Origin of the sequence: Caballeronia sp. GAFFF2 (assembly GCF_023631485.1) — a bacterium.
Taxonomy (GTDB): Bacteria; Pseudomonadota; Gammaproteobacteria; order Burkholderiales; family Burkholderiaceae; genus Caballeronia.
This window is the reverse complement of the sequence record NZ_JALQDA010000062.1, coordinates 1-15,702: the sequence shown is the minus strand read 5'-3', so window position 1 is coordinate 15,702 and position 15,702 is coordinate 1. Positions and strand designations below refer to the sequence as shown.

The window sequence follows — 15,702 nt, the reverse complement described above, 5'->3', positions numbered from 1 at the left end:
CAATCGGAATCTGGTGCGATCCGCTCGCGCGGCGTAGCGCCCAACTCGGCGGTCTCCGACAAAGTCGGGGCGGTTCAGTTTAGACCCGTCAATGAATCATGCCGCGCAAGGGAATCGCTTCTATTTTGCTCCGCCCGCAACGCAGCGAACGCTTTACGCTGGATGGCAAGTAACCCCGCTATGCGCACGCCAGGGAATATCAGAGCGAGAGCTGAAAACCCGGTCGAGGTCAAGATAAAGCGCCACCGCTCTGCGGCTTCGAAATTAGCTTCGTAAGAAAGACCCAGTAAGGCCGTCGTCCAGCCTTCGAGTTTCAGTTCCCAGAGACCGGAGAGTACGGAGACCGTCAGAAGCGTTGCTAAGACGAATCTGGCGGCCTGTGCGGAGGAATGGGGCGTGAATCGATGCATGGTTATCGATTGCTTGGGGGATAGACCAGCTAACGACAGTTATCACCGTAAAATTAGGCTCAGACCAGTTGCGTCGCGAAGCGCGCGTCAATCGAAGTGAGTCGCAGGGCTGGGAGGAGAGCATTTGCATAGCGTGCCTCAATCTAAGACTAACCCCCGGATTGGTGCGTGTGGAATCGCTACTGCAGCACTGGTCTGGCGACGACGCGGCGTTGATCGAAAAGGTCACGAAGATTTGTTCTGCCTCAAAACGTTATTCGGGCAGGCACCAACAACCACATCGGACTAGTTCTTTTAGCGTACTAGCCAGAAACATCTGATGTCCTCAGGCCGTCGCTTTCAAGCATTCATACTCTTCAGCTGAAGAGCGCATGCATCTCGTTTAGATAGAAGAAATCGTCAGACGTGCGATATCATCGGGCGGTTCAACTGGTCAGTGCTCGAGACGGATCACACGAGCATTTTCTTAAGCGCCTAGTTAGCTGAGGTACGCGATGGCAGCAAGTCTCGACGAATTGGTTGTTTCGCTTGCCCGCTGCAGATCCAACGAGGCGTTGCTTGAACGGGCCTTGGCGAGCTCACGCATCGGTGCATGGCTTTGGGACCTCGAACACAACACGGCGACTCTTACGCCCGTCGCTGCCGAGATCTACGGCTATTCTGAAGATACCGGTGAGGTCCCGCTGAACGAACTGTGGGACCGAGTTGCCCCTGAGAAGCGCAATCAGTTCGCAGAAGCGGTATCAGATGCGTTGCGTCGGGACGCGCCGTTCGAGCTTACGTTTCCATTCGTTATCGCGAATGGCGAGCGACGTCTGTTTCAACTCAAGGGCGAAAGCGAAGTCGACGCAACGCAGTCGCGTATTACACGAGTCTTCGGCGTGACTTATGACGTGACGGAGCTTTACCGGCTACAGGCGCAATTGCTTGCGAGCGAGCGTAGACATCGTGCGTTGACAGAACTCAGTAGCGAACTTGCCTGGGCGACTGACGCTTCGGGCCATCAAATTCTCATGGGCGCGGAAGAGTGGGCACGATTCACGGGTTTCGCCACTCGCCAACGAATCGATGCAGGATGGTTCGACGCCGTGCATCCGGACGACCGCGAACGCGTCCGTCGTCAATGGCGTGGCGTCGTTAAGGATCGGCTCTGCAGCAAGTTAGCGTTTCGCTTGATGCAGCGCGAGCAAGGCTATCGTTCGATGACGGCGCGCATCGTGCCTATCTTCGACGATACAGACGAGCTCGTCGAATGGTTCTGCGTGACCGTGGACCGGACGCAGGAAGAGGAGGGGATTGCAGCGATCAAGGATCGCGATCTCCGGCTGTTCGTTGCAATGCGGGGTGCGCGCACGACAACCGGCCACGTTGATCTGAGCAACTGGTGCGTCCACTGGGACGATGATCAAACGTCGTTGAACGACGCAGATGGCACAACAGGCCTACCCTATTCAAGCGTCTTGACCCGAGTGCATCCAGAAGACCGAGGGCTCGTTGACGCTGCGTTGCAAACAGCGGCTCGCGGCGAGATGTTTGACCACCCAATCGAATTTCGAACGGTTGCTGATGGCGGAGCGCAGTGGGTGCAAGGCTGTATTGTCTTACAGCGCGATAGCGAAGGACACCCGCATCGCCTCGTCGGCAGTGTGGTCGATATCAACGAACGTAAGCAACTTGAACTGACGCTGCGTGATTCCGATCGCCGCAAGGACGAGTTTCTTGCAATGCTAGCGCATGAGCTGCGAAATCCATTGGCGCCGATGAGAACCGCGATCACATTGTTAGAGCGTCCGGAGCAGTCTGAGCAGCGCGCCTCGGACCTTGTAGGCATGATTCATCGTCAGATCGACAGCATGGCGCGTCTGGTCGACGATCTCCTGGACGTCTCACGCATCACGCATGGGCAAATTAAGCTTCAGCGTACTCCAATGCTGGTTGGCTCGGCAGTCTACGCGGCACTCGAAACGGTTGCGTCGATGACGACGAGCCGTCGACAGAACGTTTCGGTCCAACTGCCGTTAACGCCCGTCTGGGTCTGCGGCGATGCCACGCGGCTCTCGCAAGTGCTCGTGAACGTACTGAATAATGCGAGTAAGTACACGCAAGAAGAAGGGAGCATTCGAATCGCAGTGGCCGCATTGAGCGACACGGCCACCATTACGATTTCCGATAACGGCAGCGGCATCTCGCCGACCCTGCTTCCTCACATATTCGACTTGTTCTCCCAAGGCGAACGGACACTCGATCGGTCCGAAGGCGGCCTCGGGATCGGCTTGTCGCTCGTGAAGCGGTTGGTACAACTTCATGATGGAGCCATATCGTTGACGAGCCCGGGACCGGGCTTGGGTACGACCGTCACGATCAATTTGCCGCTGATTCATCCGGATAACGCCCAGCCGGTGGAAGATTCTTTCATGCCCGACTTAGGAGCCCTTGGGTCCGGTGCGGCACGCGTACTGATTGTCGACGACAATCATGATGCAGCCGATTCGTTGGGAATGTTGTGCGAGGTCGAGGGGCACACTGCGACCGTCGTGTACGAATCGAGAGCTGCCATCGACGCGGTCGAAACTCAGCACTTTGATGTGGCACTCCTCGATATAGGTCTGCCGGAGATCGACGGATACGAACTCGCCAGACGAATCAGGGACAAGGGATCAGCGAAGCCGGTGCTGATTGCGGTTACCGGTTATGGACAAGCGGAGGACCACCTGCGTACCCAGGCGGCTGGATTCGATCATCATCTCGTGAAGCCGATAGATGTTCAGCGCCTGCTAGATCTTCTCGATCGTGAACGCAATAGCGCTTTAAACGGAAACGCGCATTAAACGGTGTCCCTTGCGCATTGCCATGCAACATGCGTCAGGCCATGGTTGGGTTCAGTCGCCAGGGCAGCAAAGCCTCGTAGTCGTCGGCGGTGTGCGCGTGCGGTAGACCTTTGAACAACGCGATGAGGTATTGGTACGGCTCAATGCTGTTGGCTTTGCAGGTCTCCGAAAGGATAGCGCAAGCAAGAACGTCAGTCGCCGCGATCCGCAGCAAACGGGCCAATCGCGCGCTTTGCGAGCTCGACGGACCGCATCGCGCGCTCGAACGATGGAAACTTTTGCGCGATGGAAACGCCTACGTCGGCGAGACGCTTCTCGATTTCGCGGCGTCTTCGCCGCGTCCGCCCTCCACGTGAACCGAGAAGGAGCCGTCATTGTTGGAGAAGACTCGGATCGAAAATCCGCGATGCGACTCCCGGTATTCGATGGAGGACGCCGGCTCGGGTCCATCGGGGCGTCGCGCCTCCTTCGGCGCGGCGGCGTCCGCCGCGTCGTCGGCGTTCATGGACAAGGCGCGCTTGGCGCGCTGGGCCGCAGCCCGCCAGTTTGTCGGGAAGCACATTTTCTTTTCGTTTTCTTTTTGGGTTTTTGAATGTTTTCGGCACCAAATTGCCCTCGGCGCTCAATGAGTTTCGCGCCGCAAGCTAGCCAGAGCAGTGCGCAATCGCACACCGAGCGCCGACTAGAGCCATCGCTCAATTAAGCCGTCGGGCGTTTCAGGCAAGGCGGAGCGCGAGCTAAAGATGCGGGCGGCCGGGCCGACAACACGTTGACGACAGCGATGGCAGAGATGGCCGCGCCTTCTCCTACAAAAGCGAGCGGACATGAAAGAAGAAAGCGTTGATTTGCGGGCGATGCTCGCGGAGCTTCGCGACGCCAGAAAGTTGGCCGAGCGAGCGGGCGCGAGCCTGCGCGAAGAAGAGCGAGAAATCGAAGCGCTTCGGGCGGCGTCTCTGGCCGCCCTTCGGAACGCAAAGCGACGAGGCGGGCACGGCGCGCAGGGCGCTCTGCGCCTTGAGGAAGCGTTCAACCGCATTTTGTCCACGCCATGCCTTTCGGTGGCCGCAGGCCTGCGAGATTGCGCGCGAGCAGCGCAAGAGCTTGAGCCCGTCATCGAGCAAGCGGAGGCGAATCGCTCCGGAGCGGAGGAGGGGGAAGCCGCGCGCCACCTGCGCGATTTCGCCAAGAGTTTCGCGGCGATGCTTCAACTCGCGCAGGCGGCGGAGAAAAACAACGAAGAAGCGCGGGGGTGTTTGCTTCAAATTCGCGCGGCGGCCGCGCTGATGTGAGTCGCCGGATTTCTTGACTCGTCGTGCTTTTTGGTCGCTTTTTTGGCTATACACGGTCGCCCGCGGCCAAGCGTTTAAGGTCCGTTGTGTGGTCGCGTCACTTGATCTCGATTTCAAGGCCGTCGGCGTCGCGCACGTCTCCCCGCTCGACGAGGCAGGCCCTGGCGCGCGCGTTGAGCCCCTGACTTCCAAGCGCGTTCCGGCGATCATGATTCTCTTCGGCAGCTCTGCCTTGTCGCCGGCCCATGCGGCCACAAGCGACTCGGCGGCGGCCGCTTGGCTTTGCAAAAAGCGCAAGCGCCCATGCGCGTTGAGCAATCGAAGCGCGGGCATCGCGCTTAAGCTCGGTCTTCAAGGCGTCGAACCGCGCGGCGACGAGGCGAGGGTCGACGCGATGCTGAAGGTCGCAGGCGCCGTTGCGAACGCGGCGGCTGATTGTCGCCTCCAAAATCCAGCGTCGCGCGCGAGGTGAAGACAGGCGTCAGCAGCTCAATCTTGCCGAGCTGAACAACGCGCTCAAATTCCATGAACTGATCGAGTTCGGCCAAGCATTCGGCCGCGCAGATGAGGGCCAAGGCATGTTGCGGGGCGCGCACGATTGTTTTTTAGTCAGTCGAGCCAACAGCTCAGCATGGTCAATGCGAAACGCGGGGCGGGCTCCATTCATCGGAACTCGCTCGCTTGTCCCGTTGAACAGGAACGCGTGGACGTGCAACTGCGGATCAAGCGCGCGGCTCGCGAAGTACGTATAGCACGCGGCGATCGACGCTTCCGCGAACTGCTTGACTGCGCCGCCGCGCCCGTGACGAGTGATCGACGCTTGCTCGGCGTAGCCGAGCGCCGGTCGCGCCACGTCGTGAAGGCAGGCGACAAGCTCCGCGCTCGTCGCGGCGTCTGTGGCAGCGAAGACCACTGAGACGTCTTTGGGCGCGAAGGCCATGTCGTGGCCCATGACATGCGCGTCGCCCGCGCCTTGCGTCAACGGCTCGCTGGTCAAAGGATGAAGGCCGCGCGAGAGCCGCTCGACTTGCTCGGGCCCGCAATCTCACCCAAGCTGAGAGCGTCTTCTCCGGGGCATGTCCAGAAGGGCGGAGGGCCAAGATCCGGGGTGTTTTCCTCGCGCGTAATCGTCGAAGTCGCCGCGTTGGCGCGTGCTGGGGACGCCCAGATAATCAAGGTAGCTGTCGCCGCCAAACTTTTTAGTTTGATTCTTGGCGGAAAGTCGTCATCGACAAGGGCGGCCGCTTTGTGGGTCGCGGACTCTTCGGAGAGCGTTGTCGATGGAAGGCATGAGGGTCAAGATGAGCGCAAGTGGGACAAGCGAAGCTTGCGCGCGACGGCAAGCGGATTGGCGAGCGCTCGCGTCTCGCGCAGGGGGAGGCTGCACCTCGGCGGAGAATTTCACCAATTCTCTCCACGTCAGCGCCGGGCCGATTCGGAAATGCAAAACCAGACAAGCTCAACGCAAATCCCTGCGTTCACCGAAAACGATGCCGTTCTTGAGTTGCTGGTCAAATTCAAAGGAGAAAGAATGTCATGCGTCAGCGATTCGGCCGTCATCGACGCTGTGCTTGCCACGCTTCACGTCAAGGGGCCTTCGGTCCGTCGTGCGCGCGCAGGAAATAAGCCCAGGTGACATGTAGCTGATCGTCTTGCGAGCGACTTTTAGACGCCGATTCTGCCGTGGAAAGCGGCGGCCATGAGTCTCTTTCAAGCTTTTGCAGGATCAGGTTACGCGATCACCATGCAGCTCACTTCGGAAAAGCTGAATTGCAGAGGCATATAGCCGAGGGGCTTGATTCTCAGTTCGCAACGGCAGAAGCGATCGCGGCATTCCACAACGTAGTCTCGATCGACCTGATCCTTTTCGCCTTTGGCGTTGAGCTTGGCGCCAACGCGAACGCTCATGATGCGTGCAGTGTCTGCAATTGCGGCGGCGAATTCTTTGTAAATTCGATCAAGCTTTTCGCTTGTCGTTGGGGCGTTTCCCGCCGTTCCATGTTGTCGTCGCCTCGCTGGAAAGCCGACAACCTCTCTTGCCGAACCGTACGCAACAATGGCTCCGCGCCTTTGTTTTCTCTTTGCCAACTGACGGCAGGCTGCGTTGGCCATGGCGAAAGGCGGCGCCTAGATCTTCTGTTCGCATGCGGGGGCGACTCCCTCGCGCGCGCCCTCGTTTTTTGCAGGGGCGAGAAAACGCCTTGGCGTAGAATGCCGAAAAATCTTCCGCGTCGGCGTCGGGCCGAATTGACAATGCAAAATCAGACAGGCTCCAGGCAAACCTCCGCGCTCATTGTCGGCGGATTCTCGACCGACGACGTCGACTACGTCGTGGCGGTGGAGAATGAAGACGGCAGCCTCCGCGAGTTGCTGGTCATCTCCAAGAAGGGGGGCGTATCGGTCGTGCCCGCCTCCGCATCGATCCCCGCAGCCCTCGCCACGCTCCGCCATAAAGGCGCACCGGTTTTGCATGTGAGACTGCCAAGTCCGGCTCCGATCCCTCCGCACGAGCATTCGCCGTGATGGAAGTTCGCCGTGCAACAAGATTCAAGGCGCCGGCTTCGCCGCGGGACGGGGCGCGCAGGCGTCGGGCCTAATCAATTTTCTCGGTCAATTCATGGTCTGCGTCGGTCCCATGTCCAACGTTTTCCTCTGAGGCGCCCGGCGCGGAGAAGTCAGAGAAGTTGATTCGCGGAGGCGTGTAGCCACGCGGTTTGATTCTCAGCTCGCAAAGAAAAAATCGATCGCGGAACTCCACCACGTAGTCTCGAACTGGAGCCGTTTCGCCTTCGGCGTTGAGCCCGACTCTGATGTCAGCGCTCATGATGCGCACAGTGCGCGCGATCGCGACGGCCAATTCTTCGTAAATCCGGTCAGGATTTTCGCTTGTCGTCAGGGGCGTTTCTCAATGGTCCATGGCGGCCGCGCCTCGCTGGAAAGCGACAACCTCTCTCGCCCAGCCTCGCGCGTCAATGGCTCGCTCGCCTCTTTCCTCTCTCCCGACTGAGGGAGGGCGGCTTCAGCCGCTGTTGAGGGGCTTAAATTATGCTACTGGGTGCACTAATTCTGCTAATACACCGTAGGTCAGGCGATTTGAAGGTTCTGCCGGTACTTGCTTACCAGATTAAGCAGCCGATCCATGTTTCGTGCTCGCCGCGCAATTGCTGCTAGAAACTGCTCGAGTGTTGTTCCGTGCAACTCGCAGGCGGCGATGTCGGTGTCGAGCCATATCCGCTTCCAACGGGGGGCGGCTATATCAACAGGATTGAGCATAAGACATCGAAAGCAGTAGAGCAGGTGCGGACGGTCTGACATCCACTTGGATGGGGTTTGGATCCGCGCAAGTCGGTGAGGGTCCAGACGGGCGATACTTGATAGCGTGAGGAGCGCACCTTCCGATAACGGAGGAAACAGAACCCAGCCGGTATTACCCAGAGTGGGGAATTCGCCTAGCCGATGAAACTCCCATATCTGAGCGACGCTCAACTGATAGCGACTGGCGACACGTCCCAGCCAGCTTCCGAACGCCTCATCAGCGAAGGGGCGAGGCGAAACCGGACACGGACGCAGGTCATTGGACCGCAACGCTGCTTATCTGTTCAAGATGATCAAGCCGTATTGCTTCGTCGCCGTTACGGATGGCGCATTCAGCGGCAGCGTTTAAGATTCGGGAGACTTCACCAGTGAGGCCGGAACTGGCAGCCAGGACGTATTGGGCGATGTCTCGCTGAGCGAGCCCGGACGGACACCGCAGCGGTAGAATGCGCTCGAATGCAGACAGAAGCCTGCGAAAGGTTTCACTCTCCATCCAGCGCGGTATCTCGAACGGTGTAAAGCGGCTAACCATCTGCGCGTCGCTCTGCAGGGCGAGCACTGCGTCATCGGTGCCAACCAGAACGATGCTGGCGCGCAGGTCATTCGCGAGAAATTTCAATAAATTGAGCGCAGCACGCTGCTCCCGGTATGTCCCGGCTAGCAGATGATGGATCTCGTCGACGACGAGCATGCTAGGCGCCATTCGTCTCAGCAGGTCCCGCGCCAGCCGCTCAAGGACGGCGAGGCTTGCTGCAGGGTTATGCGGAGCGCCCAGTTCGAACAGCAATGCTGAGTAGAAGCGATGTTGGTCGGGTGTCGGCGGCATCTGCATTGAAATGATAGGGCGCAGTTCACACCAAGTCGATCGTCGAATTCGTCGGGGTGCTGTCGCCGGAACTTGGCAATGATTTGGGTTTTGCCGATATTGGAGTCGCCGTGCAGCACCAGACACGGCATGCGTTCCCGTCGCGGAGTTGCGAGCAGGCGCTCAAGGGTATCGAGCGCCTGAGTGGCGCGCGGATAATCGATCCATCGGTCGCGCAGTAGGGATTGGATACGCGACGCGTTGTCGAGCTGGGCCTGTGGTCTGATGGCCGGCAGCAGGTGTCCGAGCGGATCGTTCTTCATCGTCCGTTTCACCAAGGTTCGGCGTCGTAAGCGGGCGCCGGCTTGCTGTAACCGACCGGTCCGGGCTGTGGACTAGCTGCGAGGGACTGCGGTACAGGAAACGGGGCAGGCGACGCCTTTGAGTGCACATGCCTCGTTGGTTGCCCGTCGTGCATCTTGGCACGACGCGTGTCGCGTTTTGCCTGTGCAAGCAATCGATGTTGCTCTTCGATCGCTCGGAAGATCATCGCTTCAGAAATCGGATTTTGTCCCTGATCACGCAGAAGGCGGACAATGGCGCGTTGTTCGCGAAGCGAGATCGGGGGTCGTCTCAAATCAGCAAATCGCGCCTCAACAAAGGGCTTGCCCGGCACGCTGATGAATATCCTTGAGAGGTCATCAGGATGGTAACGAATCACTACCTCACGTTGTTCTAGCCGCCATGCGGCGAACACTGGACGCCAATAGCGTAGGTGGAATAGGGTGATCCCGTCTGCTTGGACCGTTCGCCTGGCGATAGGAAGAAACTGCAGCAGGAACTTCCATTGTGCTTCCGGTGCTGGAAGCAGGGTCGGTGCCGCTGCAGCGCCAGTTAGGGCAGCCCATGTGCTGGCCGGCGTCGCGCCACGCAGCCCGCGGTGCGCACTGTGGTGGTAGCGCTGTCCGATCTCTATAGCAAGCCATTGCTCAAATTCGTTCAACGTCAAAGCGGCCTGTTTTTCGGACGAGCGAGCCTTGCGCCCCTTGGGAGATGATCCTGTCGTACCCGGCAGACCATGCACTCTCTCCATCAGCGTACGGTTCAACCGCTCGATATGGCCGCCAAAATGCGGGCGGCCGATCGGGCGATACATGAGTTCAATGCCGTATTCCGAGCAGCCAGTCCTTAACGCCTGGCTCTTGAACTCGGCTGCGTTATCTAGATGCAGCACTTTTGGTACGCCGCGCATTGGCCATTCGATCTGCAAGCCGAGCCTACCGAGCCATGCATCCTTGGGTAGAGCAACACGCGTGAGTAGAAGTGCGACCGTTGCTGCGCCCGGACGCTCCATGCCGACGTAGAAGCCCACTACAGAGCGGCTCGCCACGTCGATCGCCACAGAAAGCCAAGGTCGACCGATTGGCCGACGTGAAGCGGCATCAACGACCATGACATCTGCCTGAGTGTGATCAACCTGCACAATGTCCATCGGACTTCCCACGAGAAAGTTTCCCGGAACATGTTTGCCGGTCTCAGCCATACTGCCGGCCTCCCGGTGTACCGTTAATCGCCGGGCGACCGTATTGCGTCCTGGAGGAGTCACACCCGTTTCTACACATCGACGTCGGATTTCGAGTGTGAAGTCGGCCAGCGGGTGAGCCAGTTGCCGCTGCTTGGGAAGCCAGGTCGTGAACACCTCGTCGATGATCATCTCGGCTCTAGACGGTTGTTCCCTGCCTTGGAACCCCGCTCGCGAGGCCAGACCGCGCTGGTGACAGGATCTGCCAGGAACCGCTTGCGTAACCGATACACCGTTGTCCAGTGCACGCCGAGAAGATGGGCCGCCTGCTGAGCCTGTCTTTTTGAAAGTGATCCGCTCCCAAGCGGGACGGAGTATGCCGGCAATGACCGCTTCGCGGCCCTGGTTTCCGGCGCTCTTGAGCATGATGAACCGAATGGCAGGCTGATGAGCCTACATTAGTACAATTAGTGGACCGCCAACGGGTATTAGCAGAATTAGTGAGCACAACCTCGCGAAACGTTGCGCTGTTGCAACAAGGTCAATGCGTTAGATGAGTCGAATTTCTCAGTCGAATCAGCGGGTTATTGAGATTTCTCATTAGCAGAAATAGTGCACTACATTAGCGGAATTAGTGGACCTCAACATCTCAACGGGTCAAGCGGTCGTTGCGACCGTGGTGAACAATGAGCGCGAGGTGATCGCGCTGGCGCATGCGGTTCGTCATGAGGCCGACATTCGATTTCTTCCCGCAGTCGAGTGAGCTGATGCCAGGCGCAACAGTGGTATCGAAATCCACAGAGTTGCGCTCCCGATTGAGCCGTAGCCGTTTTGACTTCTGACGTTGGAAAAAACGAGGGCACCGCCCCGGGCGAACAGGTCGTTTCCCGCGCGTCGCTGGCGATAAATAGTGTGGCCGTGAATCAAAGACGAGCTGGAAGGCGTTGGCAAGAAGGTCAAGGGCACGATCGAAGAGGCCGACGAAAAGATGAACGATGGTCTGCGCCAGGGGGCGAAGGACGACGCACAACAGGCGGATGATGAAGGCGGAACCCCGTGGATGGCGCCAAAAACATCTGAACGACGGAACTGATGACGCGTCGGAATATCGTCTGTTGCTGCGCCTAGACGTTGATCGAATGAACGCCCGCGTTCACATTTGCTGGCTCTTACTCACCATTCGGCCCGGCTTGCTCTAGATGCCGTTGCTCGATTACAAGCGCACCCCCGATGCGGGACAAGCATCGCCAAGCGTCCATGGGAGCGGTACACCGTACATCGGCCAGGCGAACAGGCTGACAGAATTTCCATCGATCTCAAGAACAGGACCGTGAAATGTCACGCGTAGTGCAACTCCCCAATAGTTTGGCGGCAATCGATCGCTACGCCAATGAAGCGAAGCGGCGAATCGAACTCAAATCCGCAGGGCGTAGCGCTCTCTCAATGCAGGAAGCGGAGGCAATTAAGCAGGAGCGGCGACTCCTTGAGAAACTCCAGGAACGTCGGCGGGTCATTCTTGCGAGCTGGAGGCTTTGAGGCCGGCTGTCGTTCCGCTCCTCGAGCGGGGCGACTGGAAAAAACGGCTTATTCTTTGAACTGATGCAGCAGCGAAAGAGCGAGGCCAGCGATGGCCACTACGGATCTTTGATTTCGACATGGGATCGGGAAAGAAACCTTGCTCTCGCACAGCTTCTTCCACCGCCTGCGGGCTGACGCATCCGCTGATCGCTCCGATAGGGTTTCCATTCACCGCCAGATGCCCGGACCAACGGCGGCTCGGGGCGCGGAAGGCCCTTGAAGTAAGCACCTTCACCGAGTGGCATCGGCCGACGACGTGGAGCAAGGCGTAAAAAGAACGAAATGAGAATACGCTGACGCAGGCAACGGCCTCAGTTCGTGAAAAGGCCGAGGCTCGAAAAGGACTGTGGCACGATGCCTTGCGGAGCTAAGCAAACTAACAACCGCTTATGACCGCCTCGAGTGCCTCGCGATCAACAGGTTTAAGTAGATATCCATCGAACGGTGCCAGTTCCTGCTCGGATAAATCCGATCGTCCAGTAATGGCGACAACGCATGCCTGCGAGTTTTGGCTGGCTTCCCGGAACTGCTGACATAGGTGGCGGCCATCGATGTCAGGTAATCCAAGATCAAGAAAAATAGCGTCGTAGACGGTATTGGCTGTCAGTTTCAATGCGGTCGCACCGTCATATGCAACTTCGGCCCGATGCCCCAGATCATTGGCAAGCGCACCGAACGCATCAGCCAGACGGGAATCGTCCTCGACAAAAAGTATAAGCATGGAATCGCCAATTTAGTTCTGAATAGGTCAAGCAACGGGACTGCCCCTAGTCGCGCCTCACGACGATGGCGTCCACGCGCGTCTTTAACGATTTGTACAATGCCAGCGCGTACGTCGTCAAACGTTCGGTAGGGGCGCCGGCGCCCGCCGGCATGCATCGATGTTAATCATCCAAACTTAGCGACCGTGCTGTTCGAGATTGTCCAATCAGCCGATTATCAACCGTCAACACTCAAACCTATCTTTTGCCATCCCAGCGCCCGGCCGGAAAACTTGTTAGTCAAAGCGCAAAGAAAAACCCGCGAAGCGCGGGTCAGGTCTAACCGGCCTTATCAACTCAAATATCGCCTCCCCTTCGCACTTGGCTGGAAACAAACAGCAACCGTCCGGGAAAAGAACGCGATCATCCGCGTCAGCGGGTTCTGTAATAGTGGAACAGTGATTGCTCGTCTATCAGAGAACTGCTAAAAGTCGAACTTCCGAACCGATTGAACTCAACGCCGCTCAACCCTCAAGGCGATGTCATGGACGAAACTCCTAAGAAATCCGTCAACTCCTTGGTTACCGAAAGAAATGGGAGTGCTTACCCGTTCCCTGCCGGTGAGGAAGATGCCCCACCACCGAGAAGCGAATCTTCGGCGGTAGGCAGCGAAGGAAGTTTCCGCGATGCGTCGCAGTCTTGGGACGCTGACGCCAACACCCCTCCGTCGGCCGCGGAAGGTGTCAGAACGAAGAAAAAGCTTTCCGACGTCCAAGATGCGTTGGGCAAAAGATATCGAGTCGCGAATGAAACAACCGATGATTTCGTGCACGACAGTCCTTGGAAAGCGATCGTCATGGCTGCATTGGGTGGTGTAGTAATAGGAATGCTGATCTCACGGTGAGCCGAGCCGATGCGCGGCCTAACGTTCCGCGCAGATCCATCATCGAAAGGCAGCCGTCTTTCATCGGGAGAGCCAAGTTGCCAACAGGTCACCGTGCTCGTTTGAGTCGTGCAGGGGTGTCCACCTGGACTGTCAAGAAGGGCTTTCATACGGAAGAAGTCGGCATGGTTACCGCAAAGATTTTCGGAATTTTGGCCCTAGTCTGCTCGGTTGCTGCGCTGGCGGACCAAAATGAAAGACCCCGAAACGCGGCGACGGTCGTTGGCGAGCCAACCAGAAATGATCCTTTGCCTTTACAAGATAACGCTACCGATGTGTCGACGTATTTGCACTCAGACGATCGATATCCGTCTAACCCTGCGACTGGGCCAAGCATAAAGAACGACGTCTCCGGATCGGGGCCAGAACGACCGTCGCCACCAAACGAGCCTGCTTCGCCAGGCAGTGGAATGAAGAAACCATATTAAAACTATGGGGCGCGGGATGGGGCTCATTCGTCAGCCCGATTGCAACTTGTCATGGCCTCTTGGAAACCCCTCTCGACAAAGCCATTTCCGCGTCTGCTCGATTGAACTACTACTGCGATGGGACGCGGTTCCGGGACGGATTCAACGACGTAAACATCGAGGGCCGAAACTCCCTTTTCTCGGAGAGAGGCTGAGTCATCGCGGTTATCACCATCGACAAGTCCGCGGCTTTCCATGTGGTTAAGCTGAGGGACAACATTCAGCCCGGCAATGGCGTCGCAAACATCGCGACACGTACCAACTGGTACGATCGTTATATCTTTAAAAATCTGTTGGTAAAGCGGCCTATCGAGACTTGCCTCTGTCCCTTCTACAGCTTGCCATACGTGTTGGCCGAAGTACTGGTACAAAAACTCAAGCTGATAACAAAACTGAAGTTGTTTCGTACACCTGTCGACCAAACCTTGTCGACGACGTGGTTGTTTATCGGCGTCTCGTTCAGGTTGAAGCCGGCCCGTTAAGACTTGTGAAACGAGCCGCTCAAGTTTGCAATGTTGGTGCCGTTGATAGGGGGATGCAGCGCCTCGGCTGCTGTCTCTCAGTGGTTTGGCTCGCCATCGGTGGCGGCCCCTTTTTTCGGCACCCCTTCCCGCGTTTTGACTGCACGAGGGATCGCAACCTCGCACCGTCCATGTTTGACAAGAAGAAAACATGCCGTCTGAGAACGAATGCCTCTTACGCTTTCAAAAAGTACAACATAAAAAACACCGTCGGCAAGCCCATTGCGGCCGTTACAAGCCCGATGACGATCAGAACGTCGTAGACATGCATCCGTTCCTCAAACTCCTGCTGCCGTTTCAGGACCGGATCGGCGGCCAAGCGGTCATAGTTCAGCGAAATGTTCTCAACTTGCCTCTTGGGGCTCGGCCAAGAATTGGATGTGAAGGGTGTCATCATCGTTGTCCAGTTGGAAACCAGTCAAGCCGACCACGGGCGAGGTCGCCTCTTGCATGAATCCTACTGGGATCGTTGCGGCGCAATTCGAGGAGCACGGCAGAGATCGGCCCTCTAATTAGGGCATAGGCCTTGCATAACCCTGATTAATAGCGGCCATTAGAGACACACATATGCTCGAGCGCGCGTTGCTTTCTGCAGCGCGTCGAACCTCGATAAAAATTTTAAGGCTCTTTTGAAAACGGAGTGGGTAACGGGGCTCATCGGGCATGCTCATTAAAGCGCGAGAAGTCGAATTTTCCGGCGATGAGAAACAGGACAGTGCGCATGGTTTCGAAGCGAGCGTACCCGCGTGCTTTGCGTTTGGCGGCCTGAAACAGGCCGTTGATGGCTTCGATGAAGCCGTTGGTCTGGCGCGTCTGTGAAGCGCACCGGGAGCTTCGGAGACGGTTTTGCTGGAGTTACGCTGCCATCGGCATTCCAGCGATTTGCTCATAGTAGCGGGCTTCCGCTTCGGCCGGCGCGATGTTGCCGATCGGCTCAAGTAGGCGTCGATGATTAAACCAGTCCACCCATTCAAGCGTGGCGAGTTCAACCGCCTGCACGTTACGCCATGGTCCGCGACGATGAATAACTTCTGCCTTGTAAAGGCCGTTGATCGTTTCGGCGAGTGCGTTATCGTATGAATCTCCGACGCTGCCGACTGACGGTTCGATTCCTGCTTCGGCTAGACGCTCCGTGTACCGAATTGAAACGTATTGCGACCCGCGGTCCGAATGAAATACCAAACGGCTACTTTCGGCTGGTCGGCGCTCGTGTACCGCCTGCTCCAGCGCGTCCAACGCGAAGTCGGTACGCGCTGAGCTTGACACTCTCCAGCCTACAATGCGTCGCGCGAACACATCAACGATGAAGGCAACATAAGCGAA

Annotated in this window: 19 protein-coding genes and 2 pseudogenes; 5 read left to right on the top strand and 16 right to left on the bottom strand. The window is 57.7% G+C overall.

Annotation, left to right across the window (positions count from 1 at the left end; translation table 11 throughout):
- Positions 1-74: 74 nt before the first annotated feature.
- Positions 75-410: a hypothetical protein gene (locus NCT04_RS33865; RefSeq protein WP_250470183.1), complete on the bottom strand. Its 336-nt coding sequence runs from the start codon at positions 408-410 to the stop codon at positions 75-77.
- A gap of 494 nt (positions 411-904) precedes the next feature.
- Here NCT04_RS33865 and NCT04_RS33860 point away from each other — a divergent pair, with 494 nt between their 5' ends.
- Positions 905-3,238 (top strand): PAS domain-containing hybrid sensor histidine kinase/response regulator, encoded by a 2,334-nt coding sequence (locus tag NCT04_RS33860; RefSeq protein ID WP_250470182.1) that lies wholly within the window; start codon positions 905-907, stop codon positions 3,236-3,238.
- Between the two features lie 34 nt (positions 3,239-3,272).
- Here NCT04_RS33860 and NCT04_RS33855 read toward each other — a convergent pair.
- A pseudogene (locus tag NCT04_RS33855) lies at positions 3,273-3,410 on the bottom strand (transposase domain-containing protein); the annotation flags it as partial.
- 123 nt (positions 3,411-3,533) lie between these two features.
- The gene (locus tag NCT04_RS33850) at positions 3,534-3,743 is read right to left on the bottom strand and encodes a hypothetical protein (RefSeq protein ID WP_250470181.1); all 210 of its coding nucleotides are present in this window, start codon (positions 3,741-3,743) and stop codon (positions 3,534-3,536) included.
- Between the two features lie 319 nt (positions 3,744-4,062).
- Here NCT04_RS33850 and NCT04_RS33845 point away from each other — a divergent pair, with 319 nt between their 5' ends.
- Entirely contained in the window at positions 4,063-4,527 is a 465-nt protein-coding gene (locus NCT04_RS33845) for a hypothetical protein (protein WP_244832082.1), read from the top strand.
- Between the two features lie 97 nt (positions 4,528-4,624).
- On the opposite strand, the gene NCT04_RS33840 is transcribed toward NCT04_RS33845, so the two are convergent.
- The 3 genes from NCT04_RS33840 to NCT04_RS33830 form a co-directional block, all read right to left on the bottom strand.
- A complete protein-coding gene (locus tag NCT04_RS33840) occupies positions 4,625-4,975 on the bottom strand; it encodes a hypothetical protein (RefSeq protein WP_250470179.1) in 351 nt (116 codons plus the stop codon).
- A gap of 33 nt (positions 4,976-5,008) precedes the next feature.
- The gene (locus NCT04_RS33835; protein WP_250470185.1) at positions 5,009-5,509 is read right to left on the bottom strand and encodes a relaxase domain-containing protein; all 501 of its coding nucleotides are present in this window, start codon (positions 5,507-5,509) and stop codon (positions 5,009-5,011) included.
- 749 nt (positions 5,510-6,258) lie between these two features.
- Positions 6,259-6,639, bottom strand: coding sequence for a hypothetical protein (locus NCT04_RS33830; protein ID WP_250470177.1), 381 nt, complete (start codon positions 6,637-6,639; stop codon positions 6,259-6,261).
- 141 nt (positions 6,640-6,780) lie between these two features.
- Here NCT04_RS33830 and NCT04_RS33825 point away from each other — a divergent pair, with 141 nt between their 5' ends.
- The gene (locus NCT04_RS33825) at positions 6,781-7,050 is read left to right on the top strand and encodes a hypothetical protein (RefSeq protein ID WP_250470174.1); all 270 of its coding nucleotides are present in this window, start codon (positions 6,781-6,783) and stop codon (positions 7,048-7,050) included.
- A gap of 70 nt (positions 7,051-7,120) precedes the next feature.
- On the opposite strand, the gene NCT04_RS33820 is transcribed toward NCT04_RS33825, so the two are convergent.
- The 6 genes from NCT04_RS33820 to NCT04_RS34935 all read right to left on the bottom strand — a co-directional run bounded on the left by NCT04_RS33820 (position 7,121) and on the right by NCT04_RS34935 (position 10,462).
- A complete protein-coding gene (locus tag NCT04_RS33820; RefSeq protein ID WP_250470173.1) occupies positions 7,121-7,384 on the bottom strand; it encodes a hypothetical protein in 264 nt (87 codons plus the stop codon).
- 227 nt (positions 7,385-7,611) lie between these two features.
- Complete coding sequence (locus NCT04_RS33815; protein WP_250470171.1) at positions 7,612-8,112, bottom strand: TniQ family protein; 501 nt, start codon at positions 8,110-8,112, stop codon at positions 7,612-7,614.
- Entirely contained in the window at positions 8,099-8,668 is a 570-nt protein-coding gene (locus tag NCT04_RS33810; protein ID WP_250470170.1) for a TniB family NTP-binding protein, read from the bottom strand. The genes NCT04_RS33815 and NCT04_RS33810 overlap by 14 nt, the downstream gene beginning before the upstream one ends.
- Positions 8,551-8,970 (bottom strand): TniB family NTP-binding protein, encoded by a 420-nt coding sequence (locus NCT04_RS33805; protein ID WP_250470168.1) that lies wholly within the window; start codon positions 8,968-8,970, stop codon positions 8,551-8,553. The genes NCT04_RS33810 and NCT04_RS33805 overlap by 118 nt, the downstream gene beginning before the upstream one ends.
- Before the next feature lie 8 nt (positions 8,971-8,978).
- Complete coding sequence (locus NCT04_RS33800) at positions 8,979-10,361, bottom strand: TnsB C-terminal domain-containing protein (RefSeq protein ID WP_250470166.1); 1,383 nt, start codon at positions 10,359-10,361, stop codon at positions 8,979-8,981.
- Complete coding sequence (locus tag NCT04_RS34935) at positions 10,358-10,462, bottom strand: hypothetical protein (RefSeq protein WP_502800724.1); 105 nt, start codon at positions 10,460-10,462, stop codon at positions 10,358-10,360. The genes NCT04_RS33800 and NCT04_RS34935 overlap by 4 nt, the downstream gene beginning before the upstream one ends.
- Before the next feature lie 341 nt (positions 10,463-10,803).
- Here NCT04_RS34935 and NCT04_RS34575 point away from each other — a divergent pair, with 341 nt between their 5' ends.
- Positions 10,804-10,932 carry a hypothetical protein gene (locus NCT04_RS34575; protein WP_284503571.1) on the top strand — a complete coding sequence of 43 codons (129 nt, stop codon included), beginning with the start codon at positions 10,804-10,806 and terminating at the stop codon, positions 10,930-10,932.
- A 1,191-nt stretch (positions 10,933-12,123) separates the two neighbouring features.
- Here NCT04_RS34575 and NCT04_RS33795 read toward each other — a convergent pair.
- On the bottom strand, positions 12,124-12,468 hold the full coding sequence (locus tag NCT04_RS33795; protein ID WP_250470165.1) for a response regulator: 345 nt from the start codon (positions 12,466-12,468) through the stop codon (positions 12,124-12,126).
- A 524-nt stretch (positions 12,469-12,992) separates the two neighbouring features.
- Between NCT04_RS33795 and NCT04_RS33790 the strand changes: the two genes are divergently transcribed.
- Complete coding sequence (locus NCT04_RS33790) at positions 12,993-13,352, top strand: ElaB/YgaM/YqjD family protein (RefSeq protein WP_250470164.1); 360 nt, start codon at positions 12,993-12,995, stop codon at positions 13,350-13,352.
- A gap of 1,202 nt (positions 13,353-14,554) precedes the next feature.
- On the opposite strand, the gene NCT04_RS33785 is transcribed toward NCT04_RS33790, so the two are convergent.
- The 3 genes and pseudogenes from NCT04_RS33785 to NCT04_RS33775 form a co-directional block, all read right to left on the bottom strand.
- On the bottom strand, positions 14,555-14,776 hold the full coding sequence (locus tag NCT04_RS33785) for a hypothetical protein (protein WP_250470163.1): 222 nt from the start codon (positions 14,774-14,776) through the stop codon (positions 14,555-14,557).
- 257 nt (positions 14,777-15,033) lie between these two features.
- Positions 15,034-15,198, bottom strand: a pseudogene (locus tag NCT04_RS33780) (transposase); the annotation flags it as partial.
- A gap of 36 nt (positions 15,199-15,234) precedes the next feature.
- Positions 15,235-15,702: DDE-type integrase/transposase/recombinase (locus NCT04_RS33775; protein WP_250470161.1), on the bottom strand; the 468-nt coding region annotated here is incomplete at its 5' end.

What these genes read in the sequence shown, in the direction of transcription:
- NCT04_RS33800 (WP_250470166.1), bottom strand. Translation starts at nt 10,361, where the DNA reads ATGATCATCGACGAGGTGTTCACGACCTGGCTTCCCAAGCAGCGGCAA.
- NCT04_RS33785 (WP_250470163.1), bottom strand. Translation starts at nt 14,776, where the DNA reads ATGATGACACCCTTCACATCCAATTCTTGGCCGAGCCCCAAGAGGCAA.
- NCT04_RS33845 (WP_244832082.1), top strand. Translation starts at nt 4,063, where the DNA reads ATGAAAGAAGAAAGCGTTGATTTGCGGGCGATGCTCGCGGAGCTTCGC.
- NCT04_RS33810 (WP_250470170.1), bottom strand. Translation starts at nt 8,668, where the DNA reads ATGCCGCCGACACCCGACCAACATCGCTTCTACTCAGCATTGCTGTTC.
- NCT04_RS33825 (WP_250470174.1), top strand. Translation starts at nt 6,781, where the DNA reads ATGCAAAATCAGACAGGCTCCAGGCAAACCTCCGCGCTCATTGTCGGC.
- NCT04_RS33805 (WP_250470168.1), bottom strand. Translation starts at nt 8,970, where the DNA reads ATGAAGAACGATCCGCTCGGACACCTGCTGCCGGCCATCAGACCACAG.
- NCT04_RS33830 (WP_250470177.1), bottom strand. Translation starts at nt 6,639, where the DNA reads ATGGCCAACGCAGCCTGCCGTCAGTTGGCAAAGAGAAAACAAAGGCGC.
- NCT04_RS33790 (WP_250470164.1), top strand. Translation starts at nt 12,993, where the DNA reads ATGGACGAAACTCCTAAGAAATCCGTCAACTCCTTGGTTACCGAAAGA.
- NCT04_RS33865 (WP_250470183.1), bottom strand. Translation starts at nt 410, where the DNA reads ATGCATCGATTCACGCCCCATTCCTCCGCACAGGCCGCCAGATTCGTC.
- NCT04_RS33795 (WP_250470165.1), bottom strand. Translation starts at nt 12,468, where the DNA reads ATGCTTATACTTTTTGTCGAGGACGATTCCCGTCTGGCTGATGCGTTC.
- NCT04_RS33850 (WP_250470181.1), bottom strand. Translation starts at nt 3,743, where the DNA reads ATGAACGCCGACGACGCGGCGGACGCCGCCGCGCCGAAGGAGGCGCGA.
- NCT04_RS33860 (WP_250470182.1), top strand. Translation starts at nt 905, where the DNA reads ATGGCAGCAAGTCTCGACGAATTGGTTGTTTCGCTTGCCCGCTGCAGA.